The sequence below is a fragment of the Rhizobium sp. P2_G2 genome, assembly GCF_056403555.1.
Window position 1 is genome coordinate 49,274 of record NZ_JBFUFF010000005.1, and the last position, 17,693, is coordinate 66,966.

Annotated in this window: 16 protein-coding genes and 1 pseudogene; 11 read left to right on the forward strand and 6 right to left on the reverse strand. The window is 58.9% G+C overall.

Translation table 11 applies throughout. The features are described 5' to 3' along the window. Positions 1 to 489 precede the first annotated feature (489 nt). From proS to AC1D06_RS06130, 3 genes are read left to right on the forward strand one after another with little or no spacing between them, the layout of a single operon-like run. Positions 490 to 1,818: a proline--tRNA ligase gene (gene proS, locus AC1D06_RS06120; protein ID WP_477878988.1), complete on the forward strand. Its 1,329-nt coding sequence runs from the start codon at positions 490 to 492 to the stop codon at positions 1,816 to 1,818. Between the two features lie 11 nt (positions 1,819 to 1,829). Further along, positions 1,830 to 3,134 carry a lipoprotein-releasing ABC transporter permease subunit gene (locus tag AC1D06_RS06125; RefSeq protein ID WP_477878989.1) on the forward strand — a complete coding sequence of 435 codons (1,305 nt, stop codon included), beginning with the start codon at positions 1,830 to 1,832 and terminating at the stop codon, positions 3,132 to 3,134. Continuing rightward, the gene (locus AC1D06_RS06130; RefSeq protein ID WP_477985573.1) at positions 3,127 to 3,816 is read left to right on the forward strand and encodes an ABC transporter ATP-binding protein; all 690 of its coding nucleotides are present in this window, start codon (positions 3,127 to 3,129) and stop codon (positions 3,814 to 3,816) included. Before AC1D06_RS06125 ends, AC1D06_RS06130 begins: the two co-directional genes overlap by 8 nt. A gap of 28 nt (positions 3,817 to 3,844) precedes the next feature. Here AC1D06_RS06130 and AC1D06_RS06135 read toward each other — a convergent pair whose 3' ends face one another. From AC1D06_RS06135 to AC1D06_RS06145, 3 genes are all read right to left on the reverse strand, one after another. Then, a complete protein-coding gene (locus AC1D06_RS06135; RefSeq protein WP_477878991.1) occupies positions 3,845 to 4,423 on the reverse strand; it encodes a hypothetical protein in 579 nt (192 codons plus the stop codon). 33 nt (positions 4,424 to 4,456) lie between these two features. Further along, complete coding sequence (locus tag AC1D06_RS06140; RefSeq protein WP_477985574.1) at positions 4,457 to 5,032, reverse strand: hypothetical protein; 576 nt, start codon at positions 5,030 to 5,032, stop codon at positions 4,457 to 4,459. A gap of 101 nt (positions 5,033 to 5,133) precedes the next feature. After that, positions 5,134 to 6,054, reverse strand: a complete 921-nt coding sequence (locus AC1D06_RS06145) for an alpha/beta hydrolase (protein WP_477878993.1) — start codon at positions 6,052 to 6,054, stop codon at positions 5,134 to 5,136. A gap of 184 nt (positions 6,055 to 6,238) precedes the next feature. Here AC1D06_RS06145 and AC1D06_RS06150 point away from each other — a divergent pair, with 184 nt between their 5' ends. Next, the gene (locus AC1D06_RS06150; RefSeq protein WP_477878994.1) at positions 6,239 to 6,556 is read left to right on the forward strand and encodes an HlyU family transcriptional regulator; all 318 of its coding nucleotides are present in this window, start codon (positions 6,239 to 6,241) and stop codon (positions 6,554 to 6,556) included. 138 nt (positions 6,557 to 6,694) lie between these two features. Further along, positions 6,695 to 7,174, forward strand: a complete 480-nt coding sequence (locus AC1D06_RS06155) for a hypothetical protein (protein WP_477878995.1) — start codon at positions 6,695 to 6,697, stop codon at positions 7,172 to 7,174. A 21-nt stretch (positions 7,175 to 7,195) separates the two neighbouring features. On the opposite strand, the gene AC1D06_RS06160 is transcribed toward AC1D06_RS06155, so the two are convergent. Then, positions 7,196 to 7,963, reverse strand: a complete 768-nt coding sequence (locus AC1D06_RS06160; RefSeq protein ID WP_477878996.1) for a class II aldolase and adducin N-terminal domain-containing protein — start codon at positions 7,961 to 7,963, stop codon at positions 7,196 to 7,198. 104 nt (positions 7,964 to 8,067) lie between these two features. Then, a complete protein-coding gene (locus tag AC1D06_RS06165; RefSeq protein ID WP_477985575.1) occupies positions 8,068 to 10,050 on the reverse strand; it encodes a bifunctional 2',3'-cyclic-nucleotide 2'-phosphodiesterase/3'-nucleotidase in 1,983 nt (660 codons plus the stop codon). 412 nt (positions 10,051 to 10,462) lie between these two features. Between AC1D06_RS06165 and AC1D06_RS06170 the strand changes: the two genes are divergently transcribed. Next, on the forward strand, positions 10,463 to 11,335 hold the full coding sequence (locus AC1D06_RS06170) for a VOC family protein (RefSeq protein ID WP_477985576.1): 873 nt from the start codon (positions 10,463 to 10,465) through the stop codon (positions 11,333 to 11,335). 1 nt (position 11,336) lies between these two features. Continuing rightward, a complete protein-coding gene (kdsA, locus tag AC1D06_RS06175) occupies positions 11,337 to 12,185 on the forward strand; it encodes a 3-deoxy-8-phosphooctulonate synthase (protein WP_477985577.1) in 849 nt (282 codons plus the stop codon). 56 nt (positions 12,186 to 12,241) lie between these two features. Here kdsA and AC1D06_RS06180 read toward each other — a convergent pair. Beyond that, positions 12,242 to 14,056 (reverse strand): annotated as a pseudogene (locus tag AC1D06_RS06180) (methyl-accepting chemotaxis protein). 269 nt (positions 14,057 to 14,325) lie between these two features. Here AC1D06_RS06180 and eno point away from each other — a divergent pair. The 4 genes from eno to AC1D06_RS06200 all read left to right on the forward strand — a co-directional run bounded on the left by eno (position 14,326) and on the right by AC1D06_RS06200 (position 17,690). After that, positions 14,326 to 15,600: a phosphopyruvate hydratase gene (gene eno, locus AC1D06_RS06185; RefSeq protein WP_477879001.1), complete on the forward strand. Its 1,275-nt coding sequence runs from the start codon at positions 14,326 to 14,328 to the stop codon at positions 15,598 to 15,600. A 223-nt stretch (positions 15,601 to 15,823) separates the two neighbouring features. Next, complete coding sequence (locus tag AC1D06_RS06190; RefSeq protein WP_477879002.1) at positions 15,824 to 16,132, forward strand: FtsB family cell division protein; 309 nt, start codon at positions 15,824 to 15,826, stop codon at positions 16,130 to 16,132. Positions 16,133 to 16,332: 200 nt separating this feature from the next. Next, complete coding sequence (gene pdhA / locus AC1D06_RS06195) at positions 16,333 to 17,385, forward strand: pyruvate dehydrogenase (acetyl-transferring) E1 component subunit alpha (protein ID WP_477879003.1); 1,053 nt, start codon at positions 16,333 to 16,335, stop codon at positions 17,383 to 17,385. Positions 17,386 to 17,414: 29 nt separating this feature from the next. Further along, the gene (locus AC1D06_RS06200) at positions 17,415 to 17,690 is read left to right on the forward strand and encodes a hypothetical protein (RefSeq protein ID WP_477985578.1); all 276 of its coding nucleotides are present in this window, start codon (positions 17,415 to 17,417) and stop codon (positions 17,688 to 17,690) included. Positions 17,691 to 17,693 lie beyond the last annotated feature (3 nt).

Genomic DNA, 17,693 nt, shown 5'->3' on the forward strand with positions numbered 1-17,693 from the left:
GATTTCGCGTGATCTCATTCCCTATTCGGGGGCAGCGGGTTAGCGCGCCAAAGATCCCATCCTCCCAAGACTTGACCGCGAATGCTGACAAGGATTTGATCTCCCTGCCTGTTTTATGACCGGACCGTAGCTTAAAGAATAATCGTTGTCATCCGCTTTTTTGCAAAAATGAGACACGATCGAAAAAAAATTTCGTTGACAAAGAAAACAAGGTTGCGGCAGCTGCATCCGTCGCAAAACTGTCAAATAATTGACAAATTCAATCAAATTCACCTCGTTATTTCCCGGTGCATTGGGCGTTCACATATGAACATATAGCAGCCTTTGCATCTCGTGGACTGACCTTCTTGGGCTTCCACTTTTCATAAGCAAATGCGAGATTTGGCGGCAGGCCGGGTTTTCTTCCGGACGGGAAGCCGTTAAGAACGCCTGTCAAAGATCGGGTATTTTTCGCGATTCTGATCATCGCCAGCGTTCCGGATAAACATCATGCGTCTCAGCCGTTATTTTCTGCCCATTCTCAAGGAAAACCCCAAGGAAGCGGAGATCGTCTCGCACCGGCTGATGCTGCGCGCCGGCATGGTCCGCCAGGAAAGCCAGGGCATCTATGCCTGGCTGCCATTGGGCAAGCGGGTGCTGGACAAGGTCAACGCGATCATCCGCGAAGAGCAGAACCGCGCCGGCGCCATCGAACTGCTGATGCCGACGCTGCAGTCGGCCGATCTCTGGCGCGAAAGCGGCCGCTACGATGACTATGGCAAGGAAATGCTGCGCATCAAGGACCGCCAGGAGCGCGAAATGCTCTATGGTCCCACCAATGAGGAAATGATCACCGAGATTTTCCGCGCCTATGTCAAGTCCTACAAGGACCTGCCGCTCAATCTCTATCATATCCAGCTAAAATTCCGTGACGAGGTGCGGCCGCGCTTCGGCACCATGCGCTCGCGCGAATTCCTGATGAAGGATGCCTATTCCTTCGACCTGAACCGCGAAGGCGCCGAACATTCCTACCGCAAGATGTTCACGGCCTACCTTCGCACCTTCGACCGGCTCGGTCTGCGCGCCATCCCGATGCGCGCAGACACTGGTCCGATCGGCGGCGATCTCAGCCATGAATTCATCATTCTTGCCGATACCGGCGAATCCGAAGTGTTCTCGCACAAGGATTTCGTCAATTTCGACATTCCGCCTGTCGACACCGATTTCGACGATGTCGCCGGACTGCAGGCGATCTTTGACAAGTGGACCTCGGTCTATGCCGCGACGTCCGAAATGCATGACGAGGCTGCCTTCAACGCGATTCCCGAATCCGACCGTCTGTCGGCGCGCGGCATCGAGGTCGGCCACATCTTCTATTTCGGCACCAAATATTCCGAACCCATGGGCGCCAACGTCCAGGGTCCGGATGGCAAGCAGCATACGGTCCATATGGGCTCCTATGGCATTGGGCCGACACGCCTTGTTCCAGCCATCATTGAAGCCTCACATGATGAGAATGGAATCATCTGGCCGAAATCCGTGGCGCCGTTCGAGGTCTCCGTCATCAATATGAAGGTCGGCGACCAGGCCTGTGATGGCGCCAGCGAGCAGATTTATGCTGCGCTGTCGAAAGCCGGCGTCGACGTGCTCTATGACGACACGGACGATCGCGCCGGTGCGAAATTCGCCACCGCCGATCTCATCGGCGTGCCGTCGCAGGTCATCGTCGGCCCGCGCTCGGTGGCGAGCGGCGAGGTCGAGATCAAGGACCGCAAGTCTGGCGCACGCGAGACCGTGTCTATTGAGGCGGCTATCAACCGGCTGACATCGGCCAATTGAGCGGGGCAGGAATGACGGAAGGCGTGGTGGAAGCGGAAGCGACGGTTGAACACAGCCCGTCCGCCGCACCGTTTTCCGCTTTCGAACGGATGGTCGCGTGGCGCTATCTGCGCGCGCGGCGCAAGGAATCCGTCGTTTCCGTGATCGCGGCTTTCTCCTTTATCGGCATCATGCTGGGCGTGGCGGCCCTGATCATCGTCATGGCCGTCATGAACGGATTCCGCAGCGAACTGATCAGCCGCATCCTCGGCGTCAACGGCCATATGGTGATTTCGTCGGCAGACGATCCGCTCAAGGACTATGCCGACATGAGCGACCGTTTCACCAAAATACCAGGCGTCAAGCTCGCCATTCCCTATATCGACGGCCAGGTGCTGGCGGAGGGCAAGGGGCAGAACAATTCCGGCGCCTTGGTGCGTGGTATTCGCGCTGATGACCTGAACAAATTGAAGCTGGTCTCCGAAAATATCCGCGAGGGCGACCTCGTCGGCTTCGCCTCAGGCGACGGCATCGCCATCGGCAGCCGGTTGGCGGCGCAACTCGGCGTCGGAGCGGGCGACTCGATCACGCTGCTGTCCCCGGATGGCGACGTTACGCCGATGGGCGTCAATCCGCGCGTCAAGAACTACAAGATCACGGCCGTCTTCGAGGTCGGCATGTCGGAATATGATTCTTCGATTATCTTCATGCCGTTCGAGGAGGCGCAAACCTTCTTTAATGCCGATGGCATCGCCCAGTCGATCGAAGTCTTCATCGACCACCCCGATATGGTCGACCAGATGCGGCCGTTGATCGAAAAGGCGGCCGGCAAGCAGATATTCATCACCGACTGGCGGGAGCGCAATAGGACGTTCTTCTCGGCTCTGTCGGTCGAGCGCAATGTCATGTTCATGATCCTGACGCTGATCGTCCTGGTCGCAGCACTCAACATCATTTCCGGCTTGATCATGCTGGTGAAGGACAAGGGCAGCGATATCGCCATCCTGCGCACCATGGGCGCCTCCTCCGGGGCGGTGATGCGCATCTTCTTCATGACCGGGGCGGCGATCGGCATTGTTGGCACGCTGGCCGGCGTCATCCTCGGCGTTATCGTCTGCCTTAATGTCGAGCGCATCCGGGAATTCTTTTCCTGGATCTCAGGCACGACGATTTTCAATCCCGAACTCTATTTCCTCAGCCAGCTTCCGGCCGAGATGAATTTCGGCGAGACCATGTCTGTCATCATCATGGCACTGGTGCTTTCCTTCATCGCCACCATCTTCCCGGCCTGGCGTGCCTCGCGCCTCGATCCCGTACAGGCGTTGCGCTATGAATGATCACGCTGCGGAAGTCCTGAAGATCGACAATGTCTGGCGCCACTACGGCAAGGCCGAGACGCGTCTTGATATCCTCAAGGGTGCCAATTTCGCTATCCGCAAGGGCGAGATGGTCGGCCTCGTCGCGCCGTCAGGCACCGGCAAGTCGACGCTGCTGCATCTCTGCGGCCTGCTTGAAAAGCCCGATGAGGGCAATGTCTTCATCGATGGCAAGGATTGCGGGAACCTGCCGGACAGCGAGCGCACCGCCATCCGCCGCTCCGATATCGGCTTCGTCTATCAGTTCCATCATCTGCTGCCGGAATTCTCGGCACTGGAAAATGTGATGATGCCGCAGTTGATTTCCGGCCTTGGCCGCAAGGAGGCGAGCGAGCGGGCAGGGCAGCTGCTCGACTATCTGCGCGTCGGCCATCGCGGTGCAAATCGTCCGGCGGAACTTTCCGGCGGCGAGCAGCAGCGTGTTGCCATTGCCCGCGCCGTTGCCAATGCGCCGCTCATCCTCCTCGCCGACGAACCGACCGGCAACCTCGACCCCAAGACCGCGCATTATGTCTTCGATGCGCTGGAGGCACTGGTGCGGCAATCGGGGCTCGCGGCAATGATCGCGACGCACAATCACGAACTCGCGGCCCGCATGGACCGGCGGGTGACGCTCGAGGGCGGGCTGGTTGTCGAAGTTTGAGCGCCTTCCGCGTTCGGCGCAACGGCTTTCAGGAATGTATTGTGAACTTGCCTTTGGCGACGGCAGTCTGATTTTTGGTCAGATCATGGACGGTCAACTCCAATGTATAACCGCCGACTGTGTAGTTCATGGTATCGAGATAGAAATTGAGAAAGAAATCCAGGCTGGCTTCCCGCGCTGGCAGACTGTTGAACGGCAGATTATTTCGCTGAAGAACGAAGTTATGGTCGTCTGACGTGACTTTGAAGTCGAGAGTTATGTTGGGACGATACAAACCATTGCCAATTGACTTCCAGAGCAGTCCAATTGGTTCAAGATAAACGTTAATCCGCTCACCTGCCGTGTAGCTGGTGTTCGTTCGCTCGACATAGCCCTCGAATCCCTTCGAGGGAAAGGCTACGAATACGATCTTTTTCATCATCAGCGGCACGGAAGCCGCATAGTCTTGCTCGGCCCTCTTCAGAGCGTCGAGAGCATCTGCCTGCTTGCCTTCACGATCCAGATCGATCGCGTGCCGCAACAATCCCTTCAGTTCGACTGCCTGTGCGGGTGGGGTTGTGGATATGGTCAGAGATACGGTCGTGGCAAGAATTTGAACAATATTCATTTCAGATGCCCAATGGAGAAATGGCAGTTCTTTCTACTTCAGCTTGAACCTCTGTTCAATATCGGTCGACTTCTTCGAATTGAGGTCGTTGAACGTATATTTCAGCACATAGTCGCCGGCCGGCACGGCGGAGACGTCGAGTGTCAAAGGCGTAAAGATCTCGAACAACGGTTCGTGGCTCTCGATCTTGAAACTGCCGAAAGCCTTCTGTACCGCGAGCACCTCGCCCGCCGGATTGCGCAGCTCGAAATCGACCGTGAACTGCGCCTGCACCTCGGCGCCATCGGCCGGCCTCCAGGCCAGGCCTACCGGTTCGGCATAGGTGATCAGCGATGAGCCGACCGAGAACTCATTGTTGCCGACGCGGGCATAATTGCCGAAATTGACCGGCTTTTCGCTGACGAAGAAGGCCTTGCGGATGTTGAAAGGGGTCTTCTCGGAGGCCTCGTTCAGCGACTGCCGCATCTTTTCATAGGCGCCCATAGCGTCGCCCTTGTTAATCAGGCCTTCCGCCTGGGTGGCGAGATCGACCAGTTCGCCCGCATGCAGTTGAGGTGCAGCGGACATCGCGACGACCGCCGATAGCAGGAAGCTCAGATAGTTCGCCAAGACACTCTCCGCCGCGCAGAATCATTGTTCGTGACGCTGATTAAAGAACGCCGCCCGCCGCCCGGTCAAGAAATGTGCCGGGCGAATTCGGCCTGTCGGTCTCATTTCAGGTTGAGCACCTTTCCTAACCATGCCTTTGTCGCGGTTGCGGCGTCCCTGGTGGTCGATGGCGACAGCGTGTCGCCGACGGGCACATGCTGATAAGGATCATCAGCATTGGAGATTTCAACCAGTTCATGTTGGCCGCCCCAACGTGCGACAATCGCACGGGTTACGCTTGGCGACACGATCTGATCCCTGGGCGAGATCATCACATAGAGTGGGGTCGGAATTTCCTCCACACGGGTATTGACTGCGAGCTTGACGATTTCCGCCATCGGCAACAGTGCTTCGACAGGATAGGAATATGTCCAATATTTCGCGTGCGATGCGTTGACCGGAACAAAAGAGCGGGTTTTGCCGATCAGCAGATGCGCGAGCTCTTTCGCACCGCGCATGGTAAGCAGAGATGCACCAAAACTCCGGATCTTGAAATTGGGAGAGATGAAGATCGCCGCCGCCACCCGACTCCTGAACTGCGGTTGGGCAAGCGCCCAAGTCAGTGCCGAGGCGCCGGTCGAGACTGCGATGGCGACGACGCGGTCGCCGATCGTCTCGCCGATGGCAATCGATTCAGCAATGTCGTTGAGCCAGTCGTTGACAGTGAACCTGCCCATCGCTTCATTCGTCGCGCCGTGGCCAGTCAGCCGGCTGAAATAAAGGTTGGCGTCGAGTGCGCTGGCGATCAGGTCCGGATAGGGTCTGGCTTCACCCAGTGAGGCGGAAAAACCGTGGATATAAACGATCGCGATCGGCTTTTTTTCCTTGGTTGCCGGATCGGCCCAGATAATCTGCTTCTGTAAACCCGGCCTGATACCGTCAACCTTAGCTTCCGCAGCCTTGAGATAGGCATCTGGATCGGCGCCGATCGCGGCGCTGTCGAAGGTCATGGTCGTGTCGACATGTGTCCGCGAACCGAACATCTGGACCGCTCCTCTTGCCGCTACGATCATAACAACAAATAGAATAACAATTTTCCTCGCCAGCTTCCCCAAATATATGCGCCGCACTCTACCTTCTCACGAGGCCTAACCGGTTGATCCGGTTTGACGCTGGTCTCGTTTTGGGCTTTATGCTAAGCCTCGTTTGCAACATGTGGATTGTTTCATGGCTGGATTTTTTTCCAAGATTCTCGGTGCTTTCTCCGGTGGCGATGCGGCTTCGGTCGCAGCGGGCAAGGAGCACAAGCAGCAAATCGGCGAATACACCGTTTTTGCCACGCCGCGCAGGGAAGGATCACAGTATCGTCTCGCCGGCCGGATCGAGCATGAAGTGAATGGCGAGAAGCTGATCCGCAATTTCGTCCGCGCCGACGTCTTTGCCAGCGAGGATGACACGGTCGAAACTACCTTCCGCAAGGCGACGCAGATCATAGAGCAGAATCCCGGCCTGTTCGCCGACGGCGAGAAAGAACGCCAGGTCTGAGGCGGCCGTGGGCCGTCGACATCCTTCTGATCGTCGATGGTCGATGCATATGGCCGTCGCCACATGCCTCTGCATGATCACAGCGAATTTCGAATGGCCATGAACCGTATTTCTACTGTCGCTGCTTCAGGGGGAAATATGCGCTCGTTGTTTCTGTCTTCCGTTATCGTCTCCGCCGCATCGCTTGTCATGCTGCCTTCGGTCGCTTTCGCCGACGCGCCGAAGATCGAGAAGCTGCGTGCCTTCCTGATCTATGAGGATAGCGGAGACATGTCGAAGAATGTTGCCGCCAAGGCCGACAGCGGCGATACGATCGTCGCCAACGGCGACAAGGGCCAGAGCATCCAGATGCGCGTCGACATCGTCATGAGCGGCAAGGCCAACCAGCTCTACGAGAACAATCCGGTGCTGCATGTCGTCGTCCACGGCAGCGATTCCGGCACGCCGCCGATCGTCAATGCCGAATTCCCGCTGGCCTTCATGGCGAAGGACAAGCTCTTTCGCACTGTCGTGATCGACCACAACTGCAACGGCGTCAACATCGACGCCTATATGATGGACGGCAACAAAAAGACGTCCGAAATCAAGAAGTCGTTCTCGATCACCTGTGGCGATTGAGGCTCCTTTGTCCGAGCAGCCTCAATGCATGAAATCCGGCTCCTGCTTTTCCAGCAGGATCCTGAGATCGGCGAGGTGGCGTTCGGCCTGGCCCGGATAGTCATCGATTTCCTGAGCCACCTTCTCGGCGATTTCGTCGGAAAGTATCCTTAGCTTCTGGCCGGTCATCAGCGCCTTGATATAGGTTTCGGCGGCGCGCTCGAAATAGTACATGCGATTGAAAGTGTCGGCGACGTTCTTGCCGATGACCAGCACACCGTGATTGCCCATGATCATCACCTTGTGCTTGGGGTCCTTCAGCATGCGGGCGCAACGCTCGCCCTCGCTTTCGAAGGCGAGCCCGCCGAATTGCTCGTCGATGACATAGCGGTTGAAGAAGGTGGCGGTGTTCTGGTCGATCGGCAGCAGGCGGGAATCGGCCAGCGAGGCGAGCACGGTGGCATGGATCGAATGCACATGCATCAGGCAGCGCGCATGCGGCACGTATCGATGGATGGAGCCGTGCAGGCCCCAGGCGGTCGGATCGGGTGCATCGGGGCGATCCATGGTTTTCGGATCGTTGGCGTCGAGCAGCAGCAGGTTCGAAGCCTTGATCAGCGAGAAATGCACCTGGTTCGGATTCATCAGGAACTGTGTGCCGTCGTCATTGACCGCAAGCGAGAAATGGTTGGCGACCGCCTCGTGCATATTGAGCTTTGCCGTCCAACGGAAAGCACAGGCGAGGTCGACGCGCTCCAGATAGTGGGGCAAGTTGTCCAGGCGGTGGACCGAAGCGACGTTGGCGGTCATGGCAAATCTCCCAGAATAGGTCTGCCATGAAGATGCCCGCCCAGCGCAGGGGCGTCAACAAAACCGGCGGATTTCCCGCCGGTTCTGACACAAATTATTCGGGGTCACAGCGTGATGCGGAATTTCGCGAAGCCATTTTCGCCTTCGCCGGCATCCGCGATATTCACGCCCTTGACCTCCTTGATGAAGTTGCGTGCCTTGGGACCACTTTCGAAGGTCACGGTCGTGCCCGGCAGCGGCTTGAAGGTCCRGTTGCCGTCGGCGGTTGGATTGATCGTGCCGTTCTGGATGATGTAGCGCACCAGCACGTCGCGATTGGTGTCCGGTGCCACGAAGACCACCTTGTCTCCCTTGATGTCGGGGAAATTGCCGCCGCCGCCGGCGCGGTAGTTGTTGGTGGCGACGATGAATTTTTGCGCGGGATCGATCGGCTTGCCCTTGTATTGAAGGTTCTGTATGCGGCTCGAATCCGGATTGATCAGCTTGCCGTCATGATCATATTTCGGCGGCTGCGACAGGTCGATCTGATAGGTGACACCGTCGATCACGTCATAATTATAGGACGGGAAATCGAGGTTGATCAGCGCTACATCCTTGGAGCCCGGCTTGACCTGGTTGAAGATGCCGGCCGACATTTCCAGCCAGTTCTTGACCTCGGCGCCGGTGATCAGCACGCCGCGCAGCGTATTGGGATAGAGATAGAGGTCGGAGGCATTCTTGATGGCGATATTACCGGCCGGCACGTTGGTATAGTATTCAGCGCCGCCGCGGCCACCGCATTTGAACGGCGCCGCTGCCGAGAGCATCGGCAGGTCCTTGTACTGCGACGACTTCAGGATGTCCTTGAGATACCAGAGCTGCGCCTCGCTGACGATCTGCACCGACGGGTCATCGGCGACCAGGGCGAAATAGGAATAAAGCGGTGCCGAGGTCTTGCCGACCGGCTTGCGGATATAGGCAAGCGTCGCCTCATGTTCGGTCTTGATCGCATCGATGATGCGCTTGTCGTCGCCGACATCGACGACCACCTTCTTGCCGTCGCGATGATAGATCGGCCGCGCTTCGGCGGTGAAATCGACAATCTTCCAGCTCTTGCCGTCCTTTTCGAGCAGCAGGTCGATCAGGCCCATATGCGAGCCCCAGAAGCCGGCCATGACCGCCGGCTTGCCCATCAGCATGCCTTTCTTCGGATCAGCGCCGGCAATGCCATCCCAAGTTTTGGGGCCGGGGAAGACCAGATGCTGGTGGCCGGTGAACACCGCATCGATGCCCTCGACACCAGCGAGGTAGAGCGAGGCATTTTCCATGCGTTCGTCCGGCTTGGCGCCATCGATGCCCGAATGGGAGAGCGCGACGATGAGATCGGCGCCGTCTTCCTTCATGACCGGGACCCAGGCTTTGGCAGCTTCGACGATGTCGCGCGTCTGGGCCTTGCCCTCAAGGTTCTTCGAATCCCAGATCATGATCTGCGGCGGCACGAAGCCGATAAAACCGATCCTGACCTTGCCTTCGACGCCGGCGCCATCCTTGATCGTCTTTTCGACGATCCGGTAGGGTTTCAGGTAGAGGTCATCCTTGCGCGGGTCGCTCGCCAGTTGACCCTTGGTGAGGTTGGCGCAGACGTAAGGGAAGTTGGCGCCCTGCATGACCTTGAACATGAAGTCGAGGCCATAGTTGAATTCGTGGTTGCCGAGCGTGCCGCATTCATAGCCGAGCACGTTCATCGCCTTGATGACGGGATGCAGGTCGCCATCCTTCATGCCGCGCTGATAGGCGATATAGTCCCCCAGCGGATTGCCCTGCAGGAAGTCGCCATTGTCGATCAGCATGGAATTACCGGCCTCGGCGCGGATCTTGTCGATGATCGTCGCCGTGCGGGCAAGGCCGGATTTGTCGTCCGGCGCGTCGGCGTAGTAATCATAGGGATAGACGGCGACGTGGATGTCGGTCGTTTCCATGATTCGAAGATGTGCTTGGTTGGCGGCGGCACGGGCGGCGAAGGGATGCAGCATGACGAGCGCCGAAGTGGCTGCGATGCCGGTGAGCAGGGAGCGGCGGGTAGAGGGAAGGTCCAGGATCGATTGCATTGTCATCTCCTCGTCTTGAATGCGGAAGGAAATCCTGACTACGCGCCGAAGATGACAGAAATGTTGTGGCTCGCAATGACTGGATGTGCATGCGTCAAGATGCGCCGGGGCGCAAGCGTGTGGTGTTCTTTCTCATAATATTTGGGGTAGGGCCTTTCGAGGTCCCATTCCGCTTCGCGTCATGAGGCGCCTCACGGTGAGGGGAGATTGGGCGCTCGCGGTGCCGCAAGCGCACTTGCAGCAAGGGGTAGATTGCGGCACCTGCGCTGCCACATATGGGCCCTCACCCTGGGGTGCTTTTTCGGCATAGCCGGAAAGCCTCGAAGGGGCCCGCCAAGACTGCTGACCATCACGCCCTTGATCCGCCACCCCTAAACATGCAAAAGGGCACCATCCTTTTCAGGGAGCTCCCATGCAGCCACGCCCGCTCGACCATCTCGTCCTGCCTGTCACCGATATCCGCACCGCTCGCGCGCGCCTGACGCGCCTCGGATTTACCGTCGCAGCGGACGCCCGCCATCCGTTCGGCACCGAAAATGCCTGCGTCTTCTTCAAGGACAAGTCCTATCTGGAGCCGCTCGGCGTCGCCAGCGAAGAGGAGTGCGCTGCCGCGATCAAGGCCGGCAACCAGTTCGTCGCCCGCAACGCGGCCTTCCGCTTCCGCAATGGTCCGGAAGGCCTGTCGGGAATCGTCATGGGATCCGACGATGGCGATGGTGACGACGCAGCCTTCCGCGCTGCCGGCATCTCGGCCGGTGAACAGTTGCAATTCTCGCGGCAGATGAAGTTTCCAGACGGCAATGAGATCACAGCGACTTTCAAGCTCTCCTTTGCCGCCGATCTCAGGGCGCCGGAATTCCATGCCTTCACCTGCCAGCGCATCAATGTGCCGCCGGCAGATCGCTCAGCGCTCGAAGCGCATGCCAATGGCGTGACTGGCATCAAGTCGGTGATCCTGACGGAACATGAGCCCGTCGAGTTCGCGCCGTTCCTCGAAGAGGTGATCGGCCAGCCGGCGATGGAGCGTAGCCGGGGCGGTATCGATATTGCTTCGCGCAATGCCGAAATCCAGGTGCTGGACAGGGCTGGCGCACGCGACTATCTGCGCATCGACATGCTGGCGGAGCGCGGCCTTCGCGGCCGGGCGATCGTCTTCTCCGTCGAGAGCCTGGCACAGACGGAGGCGCTGCTGATTGCCAATGGTGTCACCACGATGAGACATAACGGCATGCTGCTCGTGCCCGCCGAACCGGGGCAGGGCATTCTGATGGGTTTCTGGGAGTAAGATGATGACAAATACCAATGCAACCGTCGTGGTCGGCGAAGGCCGGCACAAGGTGACCTTTACCAATACCGGTAGCCTGTCGCTGATTGCCGGCCCCTGCCAGATGGAAAGCCGCGAACACGCCTTCATGATCGCCGGCACGCTTTCCGAACTGTGCCACAAACTCGGCATCGGCCTGGTCTACAAATCCTCTTTCGACAAAGCCAATCGCACTTCGCTCTCCGGCAAGCGCGGCATCGGCCTCGAAAAATCGCTGGAAGTCTTCGCCGACCTGAAGAAGGAATTCGGCTTTCCGGTGCTGACCGACATTCATACCGAGGAGCAATGCGCCGAGGTGGCCCCGGTGATCGATATCCTGCAGATCCCCGCCTTCCTGTCGCGCCAGACCGATCTCCTGATCGCCGCCGCCAAGACCGGCCGCGTCGTCAACGTCAAGAAGGGGCAGTTCCTCGCACCTTGGGACATGAAGAACGTGCTCGCCAAGCTCAACGAGAGCGGCAATCCGAATGTGCTGCTCTGCGAGCGCGGCGCGTCCTTCGGCTACAACACGCTTGTCTCCGACATGCGCTCTCTACCGATCATGGCGGCTATGGGCGCGCCGGTGATTTTTGACGCGACACATTCGGTGCAGCAGCCGGGCGGGCAGGGCGCGTCTACCGGTGGTGACCGCGCGATGGTGCCGGTGCTGGCGCGTGCGGCGGTGGCCGTGGGCGTCGCCGGCGTATTCATGGAAACGCACGAGGATCCGGACAACGCGCCATCGGATGGTCCCAACATGGTCTATCTCAAGGATATGCCGATGCTGCTCGAGAAGCTGATCTCTTTCGACCGCATCGCCAAGGCGGCCTGAGCAGAGATTATTTCGCCGGCGAAGAATTATGCAAGGCCGCGGGACCGGGTCGCTGGTCACGCGGCCTTGTTCTGTCTCTGCCCGGTGACGTGATCGAGATGGAAACGGCCAATCACAGCCTCGAGCGCCTGCGTTTCACCGCCAAGCGCGCGGCAGGCGGTCGTCGTCTCGGCGGCCATGGCCGTATTCTGCTGCGTCGCTTGGTCGAGCGTATTGACCGATAGATTGATCTCGCCGATCGCGGAGGCCTGATCGCTGGATGCCGCGACGATCTCGCCGATCAGCCCCGTCACCTTGCCGACCTGTGCTTCGATGTCCGTGAGCGCGCTGCCGGTGCGGTTGACCAGCGACACGCCGTTGGCCACTTGCGCTGATGACGCCGAGATCAATGTCTTGATCTCCTTGGCAGCTTTGGCGGAGCGCGAGGCAAGTTCCCGGACTTCCTGCGCCACAACGGCAAAACCCTTGCCGGCTTCGCCGGCGCGCGCCGCCTCGACACCGGCGTTCAGCGCCAGGAGGTTGGTCTGGAAGGCGATCTCATCGATGACGTTGATGATCTGGCCGATCTCGCTCGACGAGCTTTCGATCTTCTCCATGGCGGAGATCGCCTCGCGTACGACGATGGCCGAATGCTCGGCACCGGCGCGTGCCTCGGCCATCATATCATTGGCCCGCCGGGCGCGGTCGGATGCGTTCTTCGCCGTGGTGTTCATCTGGTCGAGGGCGGCGGCTGTCTCTTCGATCGTCGCCGCCTGCTGCTCGGTCCGGCGGGCGAGGTTTTCATTGGCTTCGGTAATGCTGGCCGAGGCCAGTCGTACGCGGCCACTTGTCGCGGCGATCTCATCCAGCGAGTGCGACAGCGCTTCGAGGCTGGCGTTGAATTCGGCCCTGAGGGTTTCGTAATTGGCTGCGAACGCCTGTTCGATGCGGTAGCCGAGATTGCCGCGCGACAATTGGTCAAGCCCGCCGCGCAAAGCGTGGATCACCGCCTCGCGCATGCGCTCTTCCGCAGCCTTCTCGGCCGTAGTGCGGCGCTCGCGTTCGCTCTCGGCATCCTTGGCCGCCTCGTCGCGGTGGCGCGCCTCCTGCCGTTCACGCGCGGTATCGCGGAACACCGCGACCGCCTTGGACATCGCGCCGATTTCGTCGGAACGGTCCGCGTAGGGTACCTCGGCGGTGAAATCACCGGCGGCCAGTTCGCCCATATAGGCCGTCATCGCCGCGACCGGCACGATCACGCGGCGGCGCAACAGGTAGAGTCCCGCAAGCAGCAGCGCGAACGAGCCCAAGCCTGCCGCGCCGGCATAGATCGTCCAGGTGACGATTTCGGAGCCCGCGTTTTTCTCCTCGCCTTCGAGGAAAGCGTTGGAATTCTCGACCAGCTTTTCGACCGCATCCTGATGCGTATGGAAGGCGACGCGCAATTGCTCTATCGCATCGTGCGCCTTGTCCTCATCCTTGGCTTTCAGTGCAGGGATGATCTTGCTGTCCATCACTTTCCAGAAGACATCGCCCTTGGCGACCACATCATGTTCGAGCTCGTCCTTCAGCTATTGTGGCAGCCGTGTGCTTTGCCAGTAGGCGCGGCGATCGTCATATTGGCTCTTCAGATTGGCAATCTTGGCAAGATTGGCTTCGGTGAGTTCCGGGAATTTCGCGGCCTCGAAGGACAGCATGTAGGATTCGACCACAAACAGCGGCGGCGGCAGTATATCGGCAATCAAGTCCTTGCCGTAAACTACCTGCTCATAGACCGGCCCATTGACCTTCAGCCGTTCCAGCGCACTCTGCTGCAAGCCGATAGACACGAAAAGTCCGGCTGAAACGGCAATGCCAAACACGACAAGACTACGGGCGATGGTGAATGCCATGCTGACCTCCTCAGGGCAAACAAATCGATCTGAACCCTGGCGAACGTGGCCAGACCAAAATCAATTAAGTAATTGTGTGATAATTCACCACGATATAGTTAATACTTGCTTGCACGGTCTGTTTTCTCGCGCACAGCGACACTCAAATCGTTTTAAGTCGCGGCTGAACTTTTGAATCCGCGAAATTCCGCCCCACCATTGAAATTTCGCACAGACGGGCTAATGAGTGCGGGAACCGCCAGAATCCGCCAACAGCAAGGGATAGGATCATGACCGCAATCGTTGATATTTTGGGCCGGGAAATTCTCGACAGCCGTGGCAACCCGACCGTCGAGGTCGATGTGCTGCTCGAAGACGGCAGCCTCGGCCGCGCCGCAGTCCCGTCGGGCGCCTCGACCGGCGCGCATGAGGCGGTCGAACTGCGCGACGGCGGCAAGCGCTATCTCGGCAAGGGTGTCGAAAAGGCGGTCGATGCCGTCAATGGCGAGCTCTTCGACGCTATTACCGGCATGGATGCCGAGGACCAGATCGATATCGACCGCGCCATGATCGAGCTCGACGGCACGCCCAACAAAAGCCGCCTCGGCGCCAATGCCATTCTCGGCATTTCGCTGGCTGTCGCCAAGGCCGCCGCGATCTCCTCCGGCCTGCCGCTTTATCGCTATGTCGGCGGCGCCAGCGCCCGCACGCTGCCGGTGCCGATGATGAACATCATCAATGGCGGCGCGCATGCCGACAATCCGATCGACTTCCAGGAATTCATGATCCTGCCGGTTGGCGCCGAGACGCTACGCGACGCCGTGCGCATGGGTTCGGAAGTCTTCCACACGCTGAAGAAGGAGCTGCATGCCGGCGGCCACAATACCAATGTCGGCGACGAAGGCGGTTTTGCTCCCAACCTCAATTCCCCGCCGGAAGCGCTGGACTTCATCATGAAGTCGATCGAGAAGGCCGGCTATCGTCCGGGCGAAGACATCTATCTCGGCCTCGACTGCGCCTCCACTGAATATTTCAAGGACGGCAAATACAATATGGAAGGCGAGGGCAAGGTGCGCGATTCCGCCGAGATGGCGCAATATCTCGCTGACCTCGTCGGCCGCTACCCGATCATTTCTGTCGAAGACGGCATGGCCGAGGATGATTGGGAGGGCTGGAAGATGCTGACCGACCTCTGCGGCAAAAAGTGCCAGCTCGTCGGCGACGACCTGTTCGTCACCAATACCAAGCGCCTCAAGGACGGCATCAAGCAGGGTGTCGCCAATTCGATCCTCGTCAAGGTCAACCAGATCGGTTCGCTGACCGAGACGCTCGAAGCCGTCGAGATGGCACACAAGGCGGCCTATACCGCTGTCATGTCGCATCGTTCGGGCGAAACCGAGGACTCGACCATCGCCGACCTCGCCGTCGCCACCAACTGCGGCCAGATCAAGACCGGCTCGCTGTCGCGCTCCGACCGCACTGCCAAGTACAACCAGTTGATCCGAATCGAGCAGGAACTCGGCTCGGCCGCTTATTACGCCGGCCGTTCGATCATCAAGGGCTGATCATTTCGCATACGCGAAACGGCCTGCGGGTGGAACGCCACCCGCAGGCCGTTTGCTTGAGTCGGAGAAGGTCAACTCCCGTCGTCGGGGTATTTGCTGAGTCTCTGTAAAATATCGGATTCGCTGACGAATTTCGTGCCGATGCAAACAGAGTCAATGTTCGGTTAAACATTTCGATTCATATTGGTCATCAAGAACGTATTGCGTCTCTCCAAGGCCTGACATGTGGACCAAGCAACATAAAAAGCGTTATTTCGGCCGCCTTATCACCCCTCTTCTCGCCGTCTGCTTCTGCAGCTATTTCGGCTATCATTCCATTCATGGCGACCTCGGCCTGAACGCTACCAAGCAGTTCGAACAGCGCCGTATCGAGCGCGAAGCCGAGCTGACTGAGCTGGTCAAGACGCGCGAAGCGCTGGAACGCCAGGTCCATCTGATGAGCGACGGCTCGCTCGAAAAGGACATGCTGGACGAGAAGGCGCGCTATTACCTCAACGTTTCACGCAGCGACGAAATCGTCATTTTCAAATGAGGCGTGATCGGCGTTTTGCGTTGCAAAACGGTACATGTTGCGTCGCAAAATAGAATTAACCTGAATTTAGTTTATTACAGAATTATGTAGCGGAATCAATAGCATGGAATGAATAGTAGCTGTGCAATTATGGCATTGCTACCTCTCGCGGAATTGCCTATTCTCCCGTCAGATCGAGACCGCCGCTAGGGAGGATTTGAATGGCCACGCGCAAGACTGCGACGCTTCCTGCTCGTAAACCCGCCGTCAAGGCACAGAAGAGTGAGAGCAAGGCGCCCGCTATTGCCGAGTTCGACCGCGACGCCGAATTGAAGGCCTATCGCGAAATGCTGCTCATCCGCCGCTTCGAGGAAAAGGCCGGCCAGCTTTACGGCATGGGCTTTATCGGCGGCTTCTGTCACCTCTATATCGGTCAGGAGGCCGTGGTTGTCGGCATGCAGATGGCGCTCAAGGACGGCGACCAGATGATCACCGGCTATCGCGATCACGGCCACATGCTCTCCATGGGAATGAGCGCGCGCGGCGTCATGGCTGAGCTGACCGGACGCCGGGGCGGCCTGTCCAAGGGCAAGGGCGGCTCGATGCATATGTTCTCCAAGGAGAAGAATTTTTACGGCGGCCATGGCATCGTCGGCGCCCAGGTGTCGCTCGGCACGGGCATTGCCTTCGCCAACCGCTATCGTGACAATGGCAGTGTCTGCTGCGCCTTCTACGGTGACGGCGCCGCCAACCAGGGCCAGGTCTACGAGAGCTTCAACATGGCCGAGCTCTGGAAGCTGCCGGTCGTCTACGTGGTCGAGAACAATCGCTACGCCATGGGCACCGCGGTATCGCGCGCTTCGGCGCAGACCGATTTCTCCCAGCGTGGCGCCTCCTTCAACATCCCCGGTATCCAGGTGGATGGCATGGATGTCCGCGCCGTGCAGGCGGCGACCGCCGAGGCTGCGGATTATGCACGCTCCGGCAAGGGGCCGATGATCCTTGAAATGATGACCTACCGCTATCGCGGCCACTCCATGTCCGACCCGGCCAAGTACCGCTCGAAGGACGAAGTGCAGAAGATGCGCTCCGAGCACGACCCGATCGAACAGGTGCGTGCACGCCTCCTGGAAAAGAAGTGGGCCTCCGAGGACGACCTGAAGGCGATCGACAAGGATGTGCGCGACGTGGTCGCCGATGCAGCCGATTTCGCCCAGGCCGACAAGGAGCCGGATGTCTCCGAACTCTGGACGGATATTCTGCTCGAGGCATGATGACGGATATTCTGCTCGAGGCATGATGCATGACAGCCGCGGAGCCGGTGGGTTGGATCGTTTTTGCTGTCCTCCTGCTTGCGCTCTTCGGCTGGTTTTTCTGGCATACGGCAACATTGATGCTGCATTATGCCAGGAGGATAGTTGAGTATCTGGATACGCGTTCGGAGCGGCTGCGGCGTCAGCTGGAATTCGAATCGATCCACGGAAGACCGCCATTCTGGTACCGCCTCGCACAGAGGCTAGTTATTCTGATGGTCATCGCAGGTGCTGCCGCGCTGATCTGGACCAAATTCAGGGGCTGACGC

Bases quoted from the DNA above. Each gene is read 5' to 3' on its own strand.
- AC1D06_RS06125 (WP_477878989.1), top strand. From the start codon at position 1,830: ATGACGGAAGGCGTGGTGGAAGCGGAAGCGACGGTTGAACACAGCCCG.
- AC1D06_RS06135 (WP_477878991.1), bottom strand. From the start codon at position 4,423: ATGAATATTGTTCAAATTCTTGCCACGACCGTATCTCTGACCATATCC.
- AC1D06_RS06190 (WP_477879002.1), top strand. From the start codon at position 15,824: ATGTGGACCAAGCAACATAAAAAGCGTTATTTCGGCCGCCTTATCACC.
- AC1D06_RS06160 (WP_477878996.1), bottom strand. From the start codon at position 7,963: ATGACCGCCAACGTCGCTTCGGTCCACCGCCTGGACAACTTGCCCCAC.
- AC1D06_RS06155 (WP_477878995.1), top strand. From the start codon at position 6,695: ATGCGCTCGTTGTTTCTGTCTTCCGTTATCGTCTCCGCCGCATCGCTT.
- AC1D06_RS06145 (WP_477878993.1), bottom strand. From the start codon at position 6,054: ATGTTCGGTTCGCGGACACATGTCGACACGACCATGACCTTCGACAGC.
- AC1D06_RS06200 (WP_477985578.1), top strand. From the start codon at position 17,415: ATGACAGCCGCGGAGCCGGTGGGTTGGATCGTTTTTGCTGTCCTCCTG.
- kdsA (WP_477985577.1), top strand. From the start codon at position 11,337: ATGATGACAAATACCAATGCAACCGTCGTGGTCGGCGAAGGCCGGCAC.
- eno (WP_477879001.1), top strand. From the start codon at position 14,326: ATGACCGCAATCGTTGATATTTTGGGCCGGGAAATTCTCGACAGCCGT.
- proS (WP_477878988.1), top strand. From the start codon at position 490: ATGCGTCTCAGCCGTTATTTTCTGCCCATTCTCAAGGAAAACCCCAAG.
- AC1D06_RS06170 (WP_477985576.1), top strand. From the start codon at position 10,463: ATGCAGCCACGCCCGCTCGACCATCTCGTCCTGCCTGTCACCGATATC.
- AC1D06_RS06150 (WP_477878994.1), top strand. From the start codon at position 6,239: ATGGCTGGATTTTTTTCCAAGATTCTCGGTGCTTTCTCCGGTGGCGAT.
- pdhA (WP_477879003.1), top strand. From the start codon at position 16,333: ATGGCCACGCGCAAGACTGCGACGCTTCCTGCTCGTAAACCCGCCGTC.
- AC1D06_RS06130 (WP_477985573.1), top strand. From the start codon at position 3,127: ATGAATGATCACGCTGCGGAAGTCCTGAAGATCGACAATGTCTGGCGC.